The 15,186-nt window shown below is 69.1% G+C and carries 17 protein-coding genes; 11 read left to right on the plus strand and 6 right to left on the minus strand.

What is annotated here, in order from left to right:
* Positions 1-4 precede the first annotated feature (4 nt).
* From JKL49_RS15440 to JKL49_RS15450, 3 genes are all read left to right on the plus strand, one after another.
* A complete protein-coding gene (locus JKL49_RS15440; protein ID WP_215341511.1) occupies positions 5-1,177 on the plus strand; it encodes a pentapeptide repeat-containing protein in 1,173 nt (390 codons plus the stop codon).
* A gap of 416 nt (positions 1,178-1,593) precedes the next feature.
* Positions 1,594-2,772, plus strand: coding sequence for a pentapeptide repeat-containing protein (locus tag JKL49_RS15445; RefSeq protein WP_215341512.1), 1,179 nt, complete (start codon positions 1,594-1,596; stop codon positions 2,770-2,772).
* Positions 2,773-2,860: 88 nt separating this feature from the next.
* The gene (locus JKL49_RS15450) at positions 2,861-3,766 is read left to right on the plus strand and encodes an alpha/beta hydrolase (RefSeq protein WP_215341513.1); all 906 of its coding nucleotides are present in this window, start codon (positions 2,861-2,863) and stop codon (positions 3,764-3,766) included.
* Between the two features lie 109 nt (positions 3,767-3,875).
* Here the strand turns inward: JKL49_RS15450 and JKL49_RS15455 are convergent, their stop codons facing one another.
* The 3 genes from JKL49_RS15455 to JKL49_RS15465 form a co-directional block, all read right to left on the minus strand.
* Positions 3,876-4,799 carry a phytanoyl-CoA dioxygenase family protein gene (locus tag JKL49_RS15455; RefSeq protein ID WP_215341514.1) on the minus strand — a complete coding sequence of 308 codons (924 nt, stop codon included), beginning with the start codon at positions 4,797-4,799 and terminating at the stop codon, positions 3,876-3,878.
* Positions 4,800-5,173: 374 nt separating this feature from the next.
* Positions 5,174-6,013 carry a 5'-methylthioadenosine/S-adenosylhomocysteine nucleosidase gene (locus JKL49_RS15460; protein ID WP_215341515.1) on the minus strand — a complete coding sequence of 280 codons (840 nt, stop codon included), beginning with the start codon at positions 6,011-6,013 and terminating at the stop codon, positions 5,174-5,176.
* A 2-nt stretch (positions 6,014-6,015) separates the two neighbouring features.
* Entirely contained in the window at positions 6,016-6,393 is a 378-nt protein-coding gene (locus tag JKL49_RS15465) for a VOC family protein (RefSeq protein WP_215341516.1), read from the minus strand.
* Positions 6,394-6,472: 79 nt separating this feature from the next.
* Here JKL49_RS15465 and JKL49_RS15470 point away from each other — a divergent pair, with 79 nt between their 5' ends.
* Together JKL49_RS15470 and JKL49_RS15475 are read left to right on the plus strand one after the other, a co-directional pair.
* On the plus strand, positions 6,473-7,243 hold the full coding sequence (locus tag JKL49_RS15470) for a TIGR00266 family protein (protein WP_215341517.1): 771 nt from the start codon (positions 6,473-6,475) through the stop codon (positions 7,241-7,243).
* A 182-nt stretch (positions 7,244-7,425) separates the two neighbouring features.
* Positions 7,426-7,710 (plus strand): hypothetical protein, encoded by a 285-nt coding sequence (locus JKL49_RS15475; protein WP_215341518.1) that lies wholly within the window; start codon positions 7,426-7,428, stop codon positions 7,708-7,710.
* A 73-nt stretch (positions 7,711-7,783) separates the two neighbouring features.
* Here JKL49_RS15475 and JKL49_RS15480 read toward each other — a convergent pair whose 3' ends face one another.
* Positions 7,784-8,407 carry a nucleotidyltransferase domain-containing protein gene (locus JKL49_RS15480; protein ID WP_215341519.1) on the minus strand — a complete coding sequence of 208 codons (624 nt, stop codon included), beginning with the start codon at positions 8,405-8,407 and terminating at the stop codon, positions 7,784-7,786.
* Between the two features lie 142 nt (positions 8,408-8,549).
* Here JKL49_RS15480 and JKL49_RS15485 point away from each other — a divergent pair, with 142 nt between their 5' ends.
* Entirely contained in the window at positions 8,550-8,936 is a 387-nt protein-coding gene (locus tag JKL49_RS15485) for a response regulator (protein ID WP_347340394.1), read from the plus strand.
* A gap of 123 nt (positions 8,937-9,059) precedes the next feature.
* On the opposite strand, the gene JKL49_RS15490 is transcribed toward JKL49_RS15485, so the two are convergent.
* Together JKL49_RS15490 and JKL49_RS15495 are read right to left on the minus strand one after the other, a co-directional pair.
* Positions 9,060-10,553, minus strand: a complete 1,494-nt coding sequence (locus tag JKL49_RS15490; RefSeq protein ID WP_215341520.1) for a sensor histidine kinase — start codon at positions 10,551-10,553, stop codon at positions 9,060-9,062.
* Between the two features lie 105 nt (positions 10,554-10,658).
* Positions 10,659-11,051: a hypothetical protein gene (locus tag JKL49_RS15495; protein WP_215341521.1), complete on the minus strand. Its 393-nt coding sequence runs from the start codon at positions 11,049-11,051 to the stop codon at positions 10,659-10,661.
* A gap of 131 nt (positions 11,052-11,182) precedes the next feature.
* On the opposite strand from JKL49_RS15495, the gene JKL49_RS15500 reads away from it, so the two are divergent.
* The 5 genes from JKL49_RS15500 (at position 11,183) to JKL49_RS15520 (ending at position 15,182) form a co-directional block, all read left to right on the plus strand.
* On the plus strand, positions 11,183-11,572 hold the full coding sequence (locus tag JKL49_RS15500; protein ID WP_215341522.1) for a YMGG-like glycine zipper-containing protein: 390 nt from the start codon (positions 11,183-11,185) through the stop codon (positions 11,570-11,572).
* Positions 11,573-11,580: 8 nt separating this feature from the next.
* A complete protein-coding gene (locus JKL49_RS15505) occupies positions 11,581-12,045 on the plus strand; it encodes a hypothetical protein (protein WP_215341523.1) in 465 nt (154 codons plus the stop codon).
* 388 nt (positions 12,046-12,433) lie between these two features.
* Positions 12,434-13,318: a LysR substrate-binding domain-containing protein gene (locus JKL49_RS15510; protein WP_215341524.1), complete on the plus strand. Its 885-nt coding sequence runs from the start codon at positions 12,434-12,436 to the stop codon at positions 13,316-13,318.
* A complete protein-coding gene (locus tag JKL49_RS15515; protein WP_215341525.1) occupies positions 13,315-14,121 on the plus strand; it encodes a class I SAM-dependent methyltransferase in 807 nt (268 codons plus the stop codon). The genes JKL49_RS15510 and JKL49_RS15515 overlap by 4 nt, the downstream gene beginning before the upstream one ends.
* Positions 14,118-15,182 carry a beta-N-acetylglucosaminidase domain-containing protein gene (locus tag JKL49_RS15520; protein WP_215341526.1) on the plus strand — a complete coding sequence of 355 codons (1,065 nt, stop codon included), beginning with the start codon at positions 14,118-14,120 and terminating at the stop codon, positions 15,180-15,182. Before JKL49_RS15515 ends, JKL49_RS15520 begins: the two co-directional genes overlap by 4 nt.
* The last annotated feature ends 4 nt before the right edge of the window (positions 15,183-15,186 follow it).

The following is a 15,186-nucleotide window of genomic DNA, read 5'->3' on the forward strand; positions in this document are numbered from 1 at the left end:
GAACGTGCGTGGGGTCCTGGTGCAGAAAGCCATCGAACGTTTTACCCAGGCCGAACTGGTGGGCCATGTGCTCAGCCATGAGAAGTTCCTGGCCGGCAGTCCGGGCGGCCGCCGGATGATCCTGCCCATGGCCGATCTCACCGGCCTGGCCATGCCCCGTCGCAACCTTGCCGACGCGGATTTGAGCGGCGCCAGCATGCGCGGCTGCGACCTCTCCGGGACCATCCTCGACCGCGCCATGCTGTTCGGCAGTGACCTGCGCGGCTCCAATCTCGCCGGCGCCAGCCTGCTGCGCGCCGACCTGCGCGGCGCGGTGCTCTGCGGCGCCGACCTCTCGGGGGCCGACCTGACCGACGCCGACTTCCGTCCCGGCCAGATCGCCGCCCATTCGGCGCAAGGGTTCATCTCGGTCTCGCAGCGCCAGCGCGCCGGTATGCCCGATGGGATCTCCAGCCGCATCCGCGCCGACGTGAACACCGCCTATGCCACCGACTTCTCCGACGCCACCCTGCGCGGCGCCAAGATGAACGGCGCCAAGATGAAGTCCGCCAAGTTCACCAGCGCCCTGCTCGAGGCAGCCGACTTCACCAGCGCCAACCTGGAGAACGCCGACTTCACCAATGCGGTGATGTCCGGCGTCCAGCTGATGGGCTCGACCACCCACGAGGCCATCATGGACCGCGTGGTGCACGCCCCTTCGGCCGAGGCCCTCGCGCGGCGCCCGGCCCTGCTGGACTCCCTGGCCGGCCATCAGGTCTGGTGCCTGACCAACGGCAGGCAAGGCTCAGCCGCCCAGGTCGAAGGCGCTGATCTCCGGGTTGTCGGCGACGCCCTGGCCGCCGGCCAGTTGACGTGCCTGCAGGCCCCGGGCGCCTGTTTCGTGGGCCTCAACCTAGGGGGCGCCTTCCTGCAGGCCGCCAACCTCGAGGGCGCCGATCTGCGCGGCGCCAACCTGCGCGGCGCGGATCTCCGGGGCGCGCGGCTGGCCGGCGCCAACCTGGCGCGGGCCGACCTGCGCGGGGCCACGCTGCTGCACCTGGAGATCGACGGGCGCACCACCAACACCGACCTCACCGGCGCCCGCTTCAGCTACGCCGACTGCCGCGGCGCCCTGCTCTCGCCCGGCCAGCTCGACCTGGCCGACGCCGCCGAAGCCAGGTTCGACAAGGCCGCCTGACGTCGCGCTGAGTAAACTTGCCGCCCCCAGTAAACCGGGCCCGCAAGAACGCCGCGGATGCGTCGGGGCAGGTCGAACCCCCCTATCGTCCGAGTCCGGACGGCATTTCCGAGAGCGGTTTGGCCGCATCCTGAAGCCTGAATCCGGCCCTATGACCTTGAATCTACACCACGATCAAGCGGTCAGAGATTCCGCTTGATCGCTTGGTCGCGCTCCAGGTCACCGAAGCGATCGGAGTCCCGATTACTCAAGTCTGCACTCCCGGAGGCTCGATTATCCGGAAATCTGCACCTGAACTGCGTCAATTTGACCGACAGCTCCTGACCTCGACTTCATCTTTGCTTGAAGGCTCAACGGGCATGGTCGCGTCTTCCGGACCTGGTCCCGAGCCTGCGCGCTGTCAGAGGGGAAACACATTGGCCGTCTTTCGCGAAAAGCCGACCCAGGTCGAATTCGCCAAGCAGGTCGTCGCCCACGAGATGTTCCTCGCGCGTAAGGCGGGCGGGGCCAGGCTGATCCTGCGCTTCGCCGACCTGTCGGGTCTGGCCGCTCCGGGCCGCGATCTCGCCGACGCCGATCTCAGCGGCTCCGACCTCAGCAACTGCAAGCTCTCCGGCGCGCGGCTTAACCGGGCCGTGCTGTTTGGCTGCGACCTCACCAGCGCGGTCCTGACCAACGCCGTGCTCGCCCGGGCAGACCTGCGCGGGGCGGTGCTCAACGGCGCCGATCTCTCGGGCGCCGATCTGCAGGACGCCGACCTGCGTCCGGGCCAGCTGGCCATCCACACCGCCGACGGGTTCGCCTCCACGTCCCGCCGCCAGAAGCGCGCGACAGTGGCCGACGGCGTCAACCTGTCCGGCGCCAATCTCAACCGCGCCCGTTTCGATGACGCCAGCGCCTTCGCCGCCGACTTTTCCGACTGTTCCATGCGCGGCGCCAATCTGAGGGGCGCCAAGCTCAAGTCCGCCAACCTGCGCGGCGCGCTGCTGGAGGACGCCGATTTCCGAAACGTCAATCTGGAGGGCGCCGACCTGTCGGGCGCGGTGATGGACGGGGCGCAGTTGGTGGGCGCCATGCTCACCGGCGCCTGCCTGATGGGCGCGCTCCAGGCGCCGAACGCCGAGGCCATGGCCCGCCGCCCGGCCCTGATGGAGGCCCTGGCCGGCCATCAGGTCTGGTGCCTCACCATGGGCAAGCAGGGCCGCGCCGCCCAGCTCGCCGGCGCGGATCTGCGAGTGGTCGGCGACGCCCTGCTGAAGGCCCAGCTCACCGGCCTGCAGGCGCCCGGCGCCATCCTGATCCGGCTCAACCTCCAGGGCGCCGATCTGCAGGCCGCCAATCTGGAGGGGGCCGATCTGAGGTCCGCCGACCTGCGCGGCGCCGACCTGCGCGGCGCGCGCCTGAGCGGCGCCAATCTGGTCCAGGCTGACCTGCGCGGCGCCCTGCTGCAGGATCTGGTCGTGGGGACCCGCAGGACGCCCACCGACCTGACCGGCGCTCAGCTGCGGTTCGCCGACTGCCGGGGCGCCAACCTGCCGCAGGAAAGCCTGGCGAGCGCTGACGCCACCGATGCGCGGTTCGACGTCGCCGCCTAGATCGTTTTTGTCCGGTCAGGTTGATTCAACCTGATCCGGAAAGGGTCTAGACTCCGGCTGCGCAGGACGAGGTGGAGACCCCATGGGCATGGATTTCGAGACCTACCGGCTGCTGGGCCTCGACCAGCCCGCGCCCACCGAGATGAACGGCCGAACCCGCGCCTCTTTCGTGGAAACCCTGACCGCGCCGGGCGACGCCAACTACAATCCCTGCCGGGAGGCCTATCCGCGGCCCGGTACGCCGGAGGGCGATCTGCGGCGTTGGGCCGATTGGGACGGGGCGCGGGTCTTCCCGGGCACGGTCCGCGACGTGGCGGTCTACACGACCCCGGGCCTCGACCGCACCCAGGCCGCCAGCCTGATCGTCCTTCAGGACGGGGTTTCGTTCTACCTGCCGGCTGAGGGCCAGATCCGGGTCACCCAGGTGCTGGACACCCTCCACGCCAGGGGGGAAATCGGCCCGACCGTGGCGGTGTTCGTCAATCCGGGCCGGCTGACCGCGTCCGACGAGCCGCCGACCGAGCAGCGCAGCCGCGAATACGACTCCCTGACCGCCGACTATGGCCGGTTCCTGATCCAGGACCTGCTGCCGTTCGTAAGGGGCGAGGTGGCGATCACCGAAGACCCCGCCCGCCGCACCCTCTGCGGCATCTCCAGCGGCGGCATCTGCGCCTTCACCGCCGCCTGGCATTTTCCGGAACAGTTCGGCCGGGTGATCAGCCACTGCGGCTCGTTCGTGAACATCCGCGGCGGCCACAACTGGCCCTTCATCCTGCGCGCCACCCCGCGCAAGCCACTGCGGGTCTTCCTGCAGAGCGGGACCGGCGACGGGGTCCACTTCACCGGCGACTGGCCCCAGGGCAACCAGGCCATGGCCAAGGCCCTGGACTGGGCCGGCTACGACTACCGCTTCGAGTTCGGGGTCGGCGGCCATTCCCTCCGCCACGGCGGCGCGATCTTCGCCGACACCCTGCGTTGGATCTGGCGGGACTGACGCCCCCCTAGAGCCGGATGGCTTCTCTCGAAGCCTGAATCCGGCTCTACACAGTTGAATTTAGAGCACGATTCAACGATCAGTCGATTCCGACTGATCGCATCGTGCTCTAGGCAGTGATCGCCGCGCGGTAGGCCGCCGAGTTCCAGCCCGGATAGCGGGCCTGCGTCCTCTGCAACGTGACCTCCGTCCAGAACGGGTCGCCCGGCTCCGGCACCCCGAAACAGGCGAGCTGCTCGGGCGTGGCGTTGTCGAAGATATTGCGCCAGGGCTTCATGTGAGTGTGCGCCCAGGGTGTGAAGGCGATGGCCTCGTTCCCCGCGGCCTTGAAGCAGGTCATCAGCGCATAGCGGTGGCCGCCCGGCGCTGTCAGGTTGGTCCCCCGATGATAGACGTCGATCGTGTAGGGAAAGATGCTGCCGGCCGGCCCGGCCGAGGAGCGCGACCTGGCCAGCAGCCCGGCCTGGATCCGGGCCTGGACGTCGGGATCCTGGGACAAGGTCTCTTCCGGCGCGGCCGCCGCCTGGGCGTCAGGCCGGGTGACGAAGTGGGCCGGACCGTGAGCGTCGGTCACGTCGCTGAAATAGCAGAGGATGGTGATCGAGTTCAGGTGGGAGTCTTCCGACGGCGCCGTGAGCGTGTGATTGACGAAGTCGCAGTGGAACGGCTGGTCATAGTCAGCCTCTCCGGTGAACTTGGCCCAGGCCTGACACTGGTAGACATGCACCTTGTCGGTCTTCAGCGCCGCCTTGGCGAAGGCGACGATAGCCGGATGGACGCCAATCAGGTTCAGCGCCGGCGAACAGTCGATCGGCACCGGTTGGATCATGGTGAACTGCGCCGGATTAAACCGCCCGACCTCACCTTCCTTCTTTTTGTCCAGGGCCTGGGCGTCGGTCGGCGGCGGCCCCCAGACCTTCTCGAAGTCGGCGACCACGGCCGCCACCTCTGCCTCGGTGAAGAACCTCTCAATCACCAGGCCGCCGTCCCGGCGCCAGGCCTCGACATGTTCCGGTCCAAATCGTTCGGCCAAGGCGCTTCCTCCGGTGCTGTCAGTCTCCGGTCGTGGCGTGACGGCCGCCGGAGGGGATCAGATTGAAACCGATTTCCTACAAGCGCCACCGGTTCCCGCCTGAAGTGATCTGCCAGGCGGTGTGGAGGGTCATCTGCTGGGGCCATGCGCGCCGCCAAACGCCTCGCGCCGCAAGCTGTTCGACGCCGCAGAGGCGATGACCGGGACAGGCTCCTAGAGCATGTCAGGCGCAAGTGGGAACCGGTTCGCCGCCCGGACACGCTCTAACGTCAAGGCGGTAGACCCGTATTGTCCGGTCAGGTTGATTCAACCTGATCCGGAAAGGGTCTAGAGCGCAATCCAACTCAATCGGATGAGGGTCTCGGGCCGGGCCTTTACCCCATCTGGAGCGCGCGGATCAGCCCCAGGGTCACCGCCGCGGCGTTGTCCGACGCCAGCTGGTTGAAGGCGGTGTAGAGCTTGTCCCCGTCGCCAGCGCCCGCCAGGCTCGACAGCCCGCGCACCGCCACGAAGGGCTTGCCGTTGCACCAGGCCACCTGGGCCACCGCCGCGCTCTCGCAGTCCAGCACGCCCGCCTCGAAGGTCGCATACACATAGTCCCGCAGTTCGGTGTTGTTGACGAAGGCCGAGCCCGAGACGCCATTTCCGCCGGCCACCACGCGCGGCGTCTTGTCCAGCTGCGCCGCGCCGGCGCCCTTGGACAGCACCACCGTCACCGCCAGCTTGCGGGCCGCCGCCAGCATGGCCGGCGCCACGGGGAACCAGAACCGGCGCTCCGTCTCGCCGTCCGGTCCCGTCACCACGGCGGCCTTGGGGAACATCATCCCGAAATTGCCGTAGCCGCTGGGGATGCCCGAGGCCGGTTCGAACCCGGAGGGCCCCTCGCGCCCCATCACCACGTCGAGGTAGTGGCCCCACTGGGAGGCCACGAACACGTCGCCGACCTTCAGCTCCGGCTCGACCCCGCCGGCGCAGCCGCTGACCATCAGGTGCGTGACGTTGAACAGGTCCAGGGTCCGCTGGGCGACCATGGCCGCATTGACCATCGACACGCCGCAGCGGACCAGCACCACCGCCTTACCGGCCAGCACCCCCGTCGTGAAGGCGGCGCCCACCACCGTGTGCTCAGTCGTCTCGGTGAGCTCTTTGCGCAGGGCGGTCAGTTCGCTCGCCATGGCGCCGAGCACCGCGATCCGGGGGGTGTCGTCCAGCATGCCTACTCCCGAGGGTCCTGCACGCAGAAGGCCGCGCCCTCCGGATCGAGCATCACCGTGTGATCGCCATGGGTATCACGCACCGTCCCGCCGAGGGCGACAATCCGAGCGACCTCGTCCGCGCGGGGCCCGCCTACGATGTCCAGATGCATCCGCCGGCCCGGCGCGAGCTCCGCCACCTGCTGGAAGCAGAGCATCGGCCCCGGCCCGTCCACCATCACAGAGGGATCGGTTTCCGGCGTCAGGCCCAGCCCCGCCAGACGCGCGATCTCCGCGGCGTCGTAGGCTCGCACCTCATAGCCCGCCAGCACCCCGGCCCAGAACCGGGCCAGCGACGCGGGATGGCGGCTGTCGATGACGATCTCGCGGATCCGGGCCATGTCGCGCCTCCTAACCCCATCCTAGCCTGTCCTGCGGCGCGGCCCTATGTTCGGGCCTCATCCAGCCCAGAGGCCGCCCATGCGCTACGAGATTTCCGGCACTGTCATGCAGACGGTCGGCATCGACCTGGCGCCTGGCGAAACCATCTACAGCCAGACCGCCGCCATGGCCTGGATGACCGACGGCATCCGCATGCACACCAATACCGGCGGCGGCCTGTTCGCGGGACTCAAGCGCAGCCTGACCGGCGGCAGCTTCTTCATCACCGAGTTCAGCGCCGACCGCGGCGAGGGCCACGTGGCCTTCGCCCCGCGCTTCCCGGGCTCGATCCTGGCGCGCCATCTCGCCCCTGGCGAAAGCCTGATATGCCGCCGCGAGACCTTCCTCTGCGCCGAGACCAGCGTCTCCCTGGAACTGGCCTGGCAGCAGCGCATCGGCTCGGGCTTCTTCGGCGGCGCGGGCTTCATTTTGCAAAAGGTCACCGGCCCCGGCGTGGTGTTCCTGGATCTCTCCGGCGAGGTGGTCACCAAGACCCTGGCCCCCGGTGAGCGTCTGCTGGTCCATGCCGGCCACGTCGGCGTCCACGAGCCCAGCGTCAGCTTCGACATCCAGATGGTGCCGGGCTTCCGCAACATCCTGTTCGGCGGCGAGGGCCTGTTCCTGGCCAGCCTGACCGGCCCGGGCGAGGTCCACCTGCAGTCCATGCCGATCCTCAACCTGGCCGAGGCGATCGCCCAATACCTGCCTTCGGGTGAAGGCTCCGGCGGCCGCACTGTGGCCGGCCTCGCCGGCGCGGGCATCCTGGGCAGCATCATCGGCGGCGTCCTGGGCGGCGACGGCGACGCCTGACTGCGCGGCGCGAAGAGGCAGCGTCACCTTATCCACAGGCACGGCACGAATTCGTGATGGAACCGGGAACGGGATCGTGATCGCTGCGTTGAGATGATGCTCCGGCCTTGGCGGGAGCACTGAACGCCACGCGGGGGTGGCGTCCAGCTCAAGCCATAGCCCCCAAAAATTCGGAGACCACCATGCGTTTTGCCACCCTGATGACTGTTGCCGCCCTCGGCCTCGCCGCCGCCGCCTGCACCAAGAAGGAAGAAGCCCCGGCCCCGGTCGCCGCTGACGCCACCGCCGACCAAGCCGCCGCCGCCGCCATGGACGCCTCCGCCACCGCGAAGGACGCCGCCGACACCGCCACCGACGCCGCCAAGGAAGCCGGCGACAAGGCTGGCGACGCCATGAAGGCCTCGGGCGACGCCGCCGCCGCCGCGACCGAAGCCAAGGTCGACGCCGCTGCCGAACCCAAGAAGTAAGACTTAGCGCCTTCGGGCATAGGTCGAGCTAGATCAGGCCCTGATCGCCTCTCCAGGCGGTCGGGGCCTTTTTCTATTTGGCCAGGGCGCCCAGCCAGGCATGGCCGGGGTAGAGCCGATCGATCATGGCCCGCAGCCAGGCCCTCGCGGCCGCATCCAGCATGGGCGCGAACAGCGCGAAGTCCGCCTGGTCCTTCGGCCGGAGCTTGGCGGCCTTATAGAGCAACGCCCCCTGCGGCTTCAGATAGGGCACGCCTGTCGGCGACAGCCCCATCAGCTGCGCCCTTGGCGCTGTCACGCTCTCGTCGCGCCGGAACACCCAGGTCGCGGCGTCACCCGGCTCGGCCATCACGTCCAGACGCCAGGCGCCACCCTCCGCCACCCAGATTTGGTACTTGTCTTCCGGCGGCTCGGCGTAGGGCGGCAAGGTGAGAACATCGCCATCCCCCACGGAATAGAGATCAAGTCCCGCCAGCTGCGCCCGCATCTGCGGGAGGAACGGCTTGGGGACAGCGATCTCCAGGTCCTCATGGACCCGGCTCTCACGTCCCAACCACACATCCAGCGCCCAGCCCCCCACCACGCACCAGGGCGCGGCCACCCCCGCCAGCCGCGCGGCCGTCTGCTCCGGCGTCCAGGCTTTCCAGGCCCCCAGCGGCGGTCCGTCCCATCGCTGCGTCTTAGGGTCGTCAGGCATCTGGGCCTCCTGCTCGCCCACGACTGTACCTTGGAATCCACACGAAACTGAAAGTCGGCTTCCTGACACTTCTCCTCGCAACCATCCGTCGCTGGCCGCATTCCCCCTGCAGGGCGAGAACGCCTGAGTACGGAGTTGGATTGTGCGGGTACTGATTGTCGAAGACGAGATCCTGGTCGCCATGGAACTTGAGGAAACCCTCAACGACCTGGGCCATACCGTCGTGGGCATCGCACCCGACCGCCGCAGCTTCGAGGCCTTCGCCGACGAGGACATCGACGTCGCCCTGGTGGACCTGAACCTCCGCGACGGCGAGACCGGCGTCGGCATCGGCCGCGCCCTGGCTGACCGCCGCGCCGCCGTGGTCTTCGTCACCGCCAATCCCGGCCTGCTGCGGGACGGCGTCGCCGGCACGATCGGCGTGCTGCCCAAGCCCGCCTCGCGCAAGGCCGTCGCCGACGTCGTCGAATACGCCGGCCGCCGCAGCCCCCTGCTCTCGCCCCCGGGCGAGCTGCGGCTGTTTGCGTAGCGAAAATCCGCTCATCCCGGCGAAGGCCGGGACCCAGATTCATCTCCCGCTCTCAGGATTCCTGACGCCGGCCACGACCTACGACCTGGGTCCCGGCCTTCGCCGGGATGAGCGGGAATGTTGTCAGTTCACCCGGCTCGGCCGCGTGTAGGACTTGGCGGGCGCAACCATCGTCACCTGCAATCCCTGCGGCAGCCACTCGCGGACCAGCGTCCCGCCCAGCTGCCCCTCCACCGACACCTTCGAAAGCGTCGAGCCGAAGCCCTCCACCGCCGGCGGTCCCGCCACGGCCGGGCCGCCGGTCTCACGCCAGATCAGCCGGTAGTCGTCGCCCATCCGGTTGGCGGTGATCGAGACATGTCCGCCCGCCGCCGACAGCGCCCCGTACTTGGCCGCATTGGTGGCCAGCTCGTGGAAGATCAGGGCCAGGGGTGTCGCGGCCCGGTCGTCGATGCCGATGTCGTCGCCCTCCAGGCTGATCCGCAGGCCGCCGGCCCCGTCATAGGGGGAGAACAGCTCGCTCAGCAGCGCGAAGGCTGTCGCCGCCCGGGCGTTGGGCTGCGAGACCTTGCTATGGGGCCGCACGAAGTCGTGGGCCCGGCCCAGGGCCATCACCCGGTCGCGCAGGGCCATCGCATAGGCCTTGGACTCCGGATGGGTCCGCGCCGACAGTGAGATCAGTCCCGAGATCACCGCGAAGATGTTCTTGATCCGGTGGCTCAGCTCCTGGCTGACCAGCTCGCGCTCCTCGGCCAGCCGCTTGGCGTCGTCGATGTCGGTGCAGGTGCCGAACCAGCGGGTGATATAGCCGGCCTCGTCACGGATCGGCAGGGCCCGGCCCAGGGTCCAGCGATAGGCGCCGTCGTGGCGACGCAGCCGGTATTCGATCTCGTAGGGCACGCCGGTTTCCAGGCTGTGGCTCCACAGCGCCCAGGCCCGCTCCCGGTCGTCCGGGTGGAACATGTCGTTCCAGGCCTCGCCGTCGGTGGCGCCAGGCTCCATGCCGGTGAACTCGTACCAGCGGGCGTTGTAGTAGTCGTGATAGCCGTCCGGCAGGGTCGACCAGACCATCTGCGGCATGGAGTCGGCGATGGCCCGAAACCGGTCCTCACCATCCTTCAGCTTGACCGCCTGGGCCCGCATGGCCAGCTGCGCCATCACCTGGCGGGCCAGGGCCAGCAGGGTTTCGGTCTGTTCGGCGGTCAGGCCCTCTGGCCGCGGCACGGTGTCGATCACCGCGACCGATCCGATGGGGACGCCGTCGGGACTGTCCACCCGCGCCCCGGCGTAGAACCGCAGAGACGGGGTCTCGGTCACCAGGACGTTACCGACTGTCCGCGTATCCTTGGTCAGGTCAGGGAAGACCTCGATATCCTCGCAGACCAGGACGTGGCGACAGATCGCCATCTCCACCGGCGTCTCGCTGACCTCCAGACCGACCTTGGCCTTGAACCATTGACGCTCGGCGTCGACGAAGCTCACCACCGCGATCGGTGTCTTGCACACCAGGGCGGCCAGCCGGACGACATCATCGAAGGCGGTCTCGGCCTCGGTGTCCAGGATCCCCGTCGCCATCAGCGACCGGACCCGGGCGTCCTTACTCTCGGCTTCGGTCACCGGCTCAGCTTCTTCGTCTTCTGCGCCACAATCTGGCGGGAATGTCTGATAGCAAACATGGCCGGAGTACGCCTGGGATTCGGTCGGGTTCCGAAATTGGCGTCCTTACGAACTGACGCAGGTGCTCAGATTGACCGGCGCTGTCGCCCCGCGCAACCAGCCACCGTCCACCTTGGTGAACTCTGAGAACCCGGACTCCGGCCGGTACTCGCTGCGCACGGCGTCCCAGCCTTCCCAGCTCATGGCCACCACCAGCTTGGCGCTGACCCCCTTGGCTTGGTCGATGGGGGTGATCTCGCGCTCACCCTTGCAGCCTACCTCGAAGGACTGGCAGCCATCGGCCTTGGCGCTGCAGGCCTTGTCGGTCTTCACGATCTGCTGGCGCCAGGCCAGGATCGCCTCATCCAGGCCCGCGTACTTGGCCTCGGCCCCGGTCTTGGCCTTGGGACTGCAGCTCGCCAGCACCGCCGCGGCGGCCAGGATCCAGACTCTACGCACGCGCTTCTCCGCTTGAGGTTCGGGCCGGGGCTTTTTCCGGTCAATCGAGGCGCCAGCAAGGCAGGCGCATCCATCCAACGCGCGAGGCGTTGTGTCGGCTGAGGGACTTTAGGATTCGAGGAGGCTTGGCTATGCGTCGTATGCTTTTGATTACCGGTTTGGTGGCGGCTGCCGTCACCGCGCCCACCCTGGCCAGCGCGCGCACCGCCTGTGACCAGCGCGCCCACGACCGCAAGGTGACCGGCACCGTGCTGGGCGCCCTCGGCGGCGCCCTGATCGGCAATGCGGTGGGTAACGGCAAGGGCGCTGTCATCGGCGGCGTCGGCGGCGCGGTGGTGGGCAACCAGCTCGCCCGCACCAAGTGCGACACCAGCCGCAGCTACACGCGCACCAGCAACCGCGGCGCCTATCGCAACTCCAACTATCGGCAGGCCGCCTACAGCTGCCGCATGGTGAGCAAGCCGTATTATGACGACCGTGGCCAGGTCAGCTACTATCAGACCCGCGTGTGTGACCAGTGATCGCCCCGATGAGAGCCGTGAGCCTGGCGGCGATCGCGGCTCTGTCGCTCACCGCCTGTAGCGACAATGACGGCGTGAAGGTGGCCAAGGGTATCTGCACGCCCTTCGCCACCACGCCCGCCGCCCCGGCCACCACCGCCGGGGTTCCGGCCCTGGCGCCGGCCGTGTCAGCCGACGTCGCCGCGCCGGTGGAGGACTGCCTGCACCGCTGGGCCTATAGCCTGGCCGGCGCCAAGGACAGTGCCGACGTGGTGGCCGACGCCACCGTCGCGGCCTGCAACTCGGCGCTCTCCAAGTGGAACCAGGCCTCGCTCTCAGGTCCCGCCGGTCCGTCCGACGCGATCAGCCTGGTAACGGGCGAGCCCACCAGCGCGATCACCGAACATCGCAACTTCGCGGCGTCTCGGGCCCTGTTCTTCGTGGTCCAGGCCCGCGCCGGCCGCTGCGCCCCGCCGCCGCCCGTGAAGGGCTAAGCTCAAATCAGGATCGTCATGGCCGGGCTTGTCCCGGCCACCCATGTTCTCCGATGTTCCGTAAGCGTCAGCGGCCGCGTCGCGCGCCCTGGACAGACGCTGTGACCATGGGTCCCCGGGACAAGCCCGGGGATGACGGTTTGCTAGTGCGGGCCAGCCAGCCAATGCAGGTCTCCCGCATTTCCCCGCGGCGGATCACCCCAGGGCCGCGCCCGCCGCCTCGACTTCCGCGCCGCCACGACCTGCTGAATCCACAGGACCCAGCCGAACGGCACGTCCTTCCTGTCCAACTCGTCCATCACCAGTCTCCTTATCTGATGACCGGGTTTTCGGCCCTTCGACCCCTGGTGACAAAGCGATCCTCCTGCTCTAAGCATTAGGTCAGCTTATGTCAGACCCGCTCGCCACCCTGCCGCTCAGCGCCATCCGGGTCTTCGAGGCCGCGGCCCGGCTTGGCAGCTTCACCCGCGCCGCCGCCGAGCTGAACATCACCCAGGCCGCCGTTTCCTGGCAGGTGAAGGCCCTGGAGCAGCGCCTCGATCAGCCCCTTTTCCGCCGCCTGCCCCGTGAGGTGGTGCTGACCCCCTCGGGCGAACGCCTGGCCCGGGCGGCCAGTGAGGCGGTCACCGTCCTGCGCGCCGCGCTCTCCGACCTCACCGACACCGGGGAAGGCGTCCTGGCCATCACCACCCTGCAGTCCCTGGCCACCGTCTGGCTGGCTCCGCGCCTGGGCGCCTTCCAGCTGGCCCACCCGCAGATCGCCGTACGCCTGGAGGCCAGCGGCCGGGTCGTCGATCTGACCCGCGAGGACATGGACGTGGCGATCCGCTCCGGCTCCGGCGAATGGCCGGGCCTGGCCAGCCACTACCTGTTCTCCGCCGACGGCGCGCCGCTCTGCACGCCGCAGATGGCCCGCGACCTGAACCTCACCGAACCCCGCGACCTGCTGAAGGCGCCCCTGATCGGCCTGGCCAGCGAATGGGATGCCTGGTTCGCCGCCGCGGGGGTGCAGGCGCCCTCCATCGAGGGCACACCGCGCCTGGCCGCCGACGCCCAGTCCCTGGAGGTGGCCGCCGCCCTGGCCGGTCACGGCGTGGCCCTGGGCTCCCCGGTCCTGTTCGGGGCCGACATCGCCCAGGGGCGGCTGGTCTGCCCCTTCGACGCCCGCATCTCCTTCGGAAACGGCTACTGGCTGGTCTATCCCGCCGACCGCCGCCGCGCCGCCAAGATCACAGCCTTCCGTGACTGGCTCCTGGCCCAGGTCGCACCATGACCCTCAAGACCAAGATCCGGCGCGTCCTGGAGGTCACCGGCCTCATCGGCCCCTATTACCGCTGGCGCGAGGCCAGGCTGGCGGCCATCGCGTCGGAGAGCGTGGACGACGGTCTGCCCATGCCGCCGCCGCCCCTCATCACCTTGATCGCCAGCACCTCCGGCCAGCGCTGGTATTCCGAACGCGGCCGCGAGGACGCCGCCCAGTTCCGGGCCCTCGCCCTTGAGCAAGGCATCGACCTCGCCACGCCCCGCACAGTCCTCGACTGGGGCGTCGGTTGCGGCCGCATCGCCCGCTGGCTGGCCCAGGACGTCACCGCCGCGGGCGGCCAGTTCCTCGGTGTCGACATCCATCCCAAGCTGGCGGCTTGGTGCGCGCAAGCCCTGCCCGGCCGCTACCTGCGCACCGGCCTGCAGCCGCCCCTCCCCTTCGAGGCCGCCAGCCTGGACCTGGCCTATTCCTACTCCGTCCTGACCCACCTGACCGAGGCCACCGCGCGCGCCTGGCTGGCCGAACTGCGCCGCCTGCTGAAGGCCGGCGGCTGCGCCATCCTGACCTTCCACGACGAAACCTACGCCCAGGCCTGGGGACCTCCAGAGGTCCGCGCCCGGCTGGCCAACGAGGACTACGTGGTCTGGAACAACGCCCTTGAGGGCAGCAACTACATGTCGGCCTGGACAAGTCGCGCCTATTTCCGCCAGCTTGCCGCGGCCGCAGGCTTCACCGTGGCCAGGATCGTCGAGGGCGGCGCCGACTTCCCGAGCCGGGCCATCGCCGTACTCCGCCCCAAGGACCTGCCATGACCGAACTCGGCATCATCGAGGGCTACTACGGGACCCCTTGGAGCTGGCAGGACCGCCGCGACCAAGTCGCCGCGCTCTCGCCCCACGGCTACAAGTTTTACATGTATGCGCCGAAGGCCGACCCCTATCTGCGCCGCGCCTGGCAGCAGGAGCATCCCGCCGAGATGGGCGCCGAGCTGATGGGCCTGGCCGACGCCTGCGGCGAGCACGGCGTCCGCTTCGGGGTGGGCTTGAGCCCCTTCGAGCTCTACCGCGATTTCAACGCCGACGCGCAGGAAGCCCTGGCCCGCAAGCTCGCCTTCTTCGACGTCATCGGGGTGCAGGACCTGGGCATCCTGTTCGACGACATGCGCGGCGACCTGCCCGACCTGGCCGCCACCCAGGTGCAGATCCTGCACTGGATCGCGCAGCGCACGACGGCGACCCGCATCGTCGCCTGCCCCACCTACTATTCCGACGACCCCGGCCTCGACCGCGCCTTCGGGGCGCGGCCGGCCGACTACCTCGAAGCGTTCGGGCGTCTGCTGGACCCCGCCATCGAGATCTTCTGGACCGGCGAGGAGGTCTGTTCGCGGGAGTTCACCCCAGGCCACCTGGCGCGCGTGACGCAGCAACTGGGCCGCAAGCCGTTCCTTTGGGACAACTATCCGGTCAATGACGGGCCGCGCATGTCGCCCCACCTGCACCTGCGCGCCTTCACCGGCCGCCCGGCCAGTATCGCAGGCCACATCGCCGCCCACGCCGTGAACCCGGCCCTGCAGCCGATCCTCAGCCGCATCCCGGCCATCAGCCTGGCGCAGAGCTACCGGCTCGGCGACGACTACCAGTACGGCCAGGCCTTCCTCGCCGCCGCCAACGAGGTGCTGGGTCCCGACCTCGCCCGCCGCGTCCAGGGCCACCTGACCCTGCTGCACGACACCGGCCGTGACCGCCTCGGCGACGCCCTGCCCGTGCTGCGCCAGCGCTACGCCGCCTTCGACCATCCGGGAGCCCGCGAGATCACAGCCTTCCTGGACGGCGCCTACGTCATCACGCCGGAGATGATGGCGGAAGAACACTGATATC

It is taken from the genome of Phenylobacterium glaciei, from assembly GCF_016772415.1.
In the GTDB taxonomy this organism is placed as follows: Bacteria; Pseudomonadota; Alphaproteobacteria; order Caulobacterales; family Caulobacteraceae; genus Phenylobacterium; species Phenylobacterium glaciei.